1 protein-coding gene and 1 pseudogene are annotated in these 1,689 nt (G+C 73.6%); both read left to right on the top strand.

Annotation, left to right across the window (positions count from 1 at the left end; genetic code table 11):
• Positions 1–335 (top strand): annotated as a pseudogene (locus tag RIF68_RS35955) (serine/threonine protein kinase); the annotation flags it as partial.
• Between the two features lie 176 nt (positions 336–511).
• Positions 512–1,689, top strand: a 1,178-nt coding sequence (locus RIF68_RS35950) for a serine/threonine-protein kinase (protein ID WP_309055848.1), incomplete at its 3' end; no start/stop codon positions are given.

The raw sequence follows: 1,689 nt of genomic DNA, 5'->3' as shown, positions 1-1,689 counted from the left end.
GCGACCTGTACGCCGTGGGCTGCCTGCTGCACCACATGCTCACGGGCGCGCCCCCCTTCCCGACCCACCAGCCGGCGCTCCTCGCCTCACACCATCTCGCCACACCCCCGCCCCTCGTCGCCGACGCGGGGGTGGACGTGCCCGGCGACCTCCAGGACCTGATCACGGCCCTGCTCGCCAAACGGCCGGACGACCGCCCCTCCTCGGCGGCGGAGGTGTACGCGGCCCTCGCACCCCATCTGCCGGATCCGCGCCCTGAGCTGGCCGTCCGGCGTACCGTGCCCGAGGACCCCCGACGCCCCTTCCTCGTCCCGCAGAGTCCCCTGCCCCTGTGAACTCCGCCCGCGCGACCTGGCGGAGACGAAGCTGGTTGCAACACCCACCTTTTTGGTCACCTGGGGCGCAGGCGTGCCGTGACCGGTGACAGAATGGTCTCGTCGGCTGGGTGCCGTGCGTTCCCGGCCGTCGGGGTGGCGGGCGCGGCAGGCGCCGGAACTGGGGACGGGGCGCGATGCGGCGAAGCCTGGGACGGTACGAGCTCACGCACGAACTGGGCCGGGGCGGGATGGGGGTCGTCTGGGCGGCCCGTGACCGCGAGCACCATCGCGAAGTAGCCGTCAAGGTGCTCGCGATCCGCGGTCGCGGAGCCGAACCCACCACCCTGCAACGCCGTTTCCTGCGCGAGACGCGCCTGACCAGCCGCCTGCGCCACCCCGGTGTCCCCGCCGTACACGACCACGGCAACCACGAGGGCGAGCTGTACCTGGTCATGGACCTCGTCCCGGGCCGCGCGCTGGACGCCGTCCTCAAGAACGACGGCCCCCTCGCCGTAGACCAGGCCGCCGACGTCGCCCGCCGCACGGCCGAGGTGCTGTCCTACGCCCACGCTCAGGGCGTGGTGCACCGCGACCTCAAACCGTCCAACCTGATGGTCACCCCGGACGGTGACATCAAGGTCCTCGACTTCGGGGTCGCCGCCGCGCTCGAGCCCCAGCCCGGCGAGACCCGCTTCACCGCCTCCAACGCCACCCCCGGCACGGTCGTGTACATGGCGCCCGAACAGGCTGTCGGTCGGACCGTGCCCGCCAGCGACCTCTACTCGCTGGGCTGCGTCCTGTACGAGCTGCTCACCGGAGCACCGCCCTTCACCGACGCCAGCCCCTTCATGCTCTACCACCGGCACGCCAACGAGCCCGTCCCGCCGCTCGCCGACCGCCGCCCCGACGTACCGGACGGACTGCGGACGCTGGTCGAACGGTTACTGGAGAAGAAGCCCGAAAACCGGCCCTCCTCCGCCGCGGAGGTCGCCGCCCTGCTCGCCGCATGGGCGCCCGGGCCGGCCGCCGCCACCGAGGACATGCCCGCTCATCCCCGCCTGGCCGAGATCGAGGCCCTGCGCCGCGCGGGCCGCCCCGTCCGCGCCCTGGAGGAGTACCAGGAGCTGATGGCCGTCGGCGGCCTCGACCGCGCGAGCGCCCTCGCCGCCAGGGCCGGAGCCGCCCTGTGCGTCAGCGCACTCGGGCGCACCCGTGAGGCCCTGGACGAACTGAGGTCGGTCCTCGCCGAACAGCGCAGTCTGCTCGGGCCGGGGCACCCCGCCGTACTGGACACCCGCTACGAGATCGCCGTCCTGCTGGTCCGCACCGGGGAGCGGCACGCCGCCGAGGAGCTGTTGCGTCGCCTCGCCGA

It is taken from the genome of Streptomyces sp. (assembly GCF_031178505.1).
Taxonomy (GTDB): domain Bacteria; phylum Actinomycetota; class Actinomycetes; order Streptomycetales; family Streptomycetaceae; genus Streptomyces; species Streptomyces gulbargensis.
The sequence above is the reverse complement of the archived record's forward strand: the minus strand, read 5'-3'. Positions and strand labels throughout refer to the sequence as shown.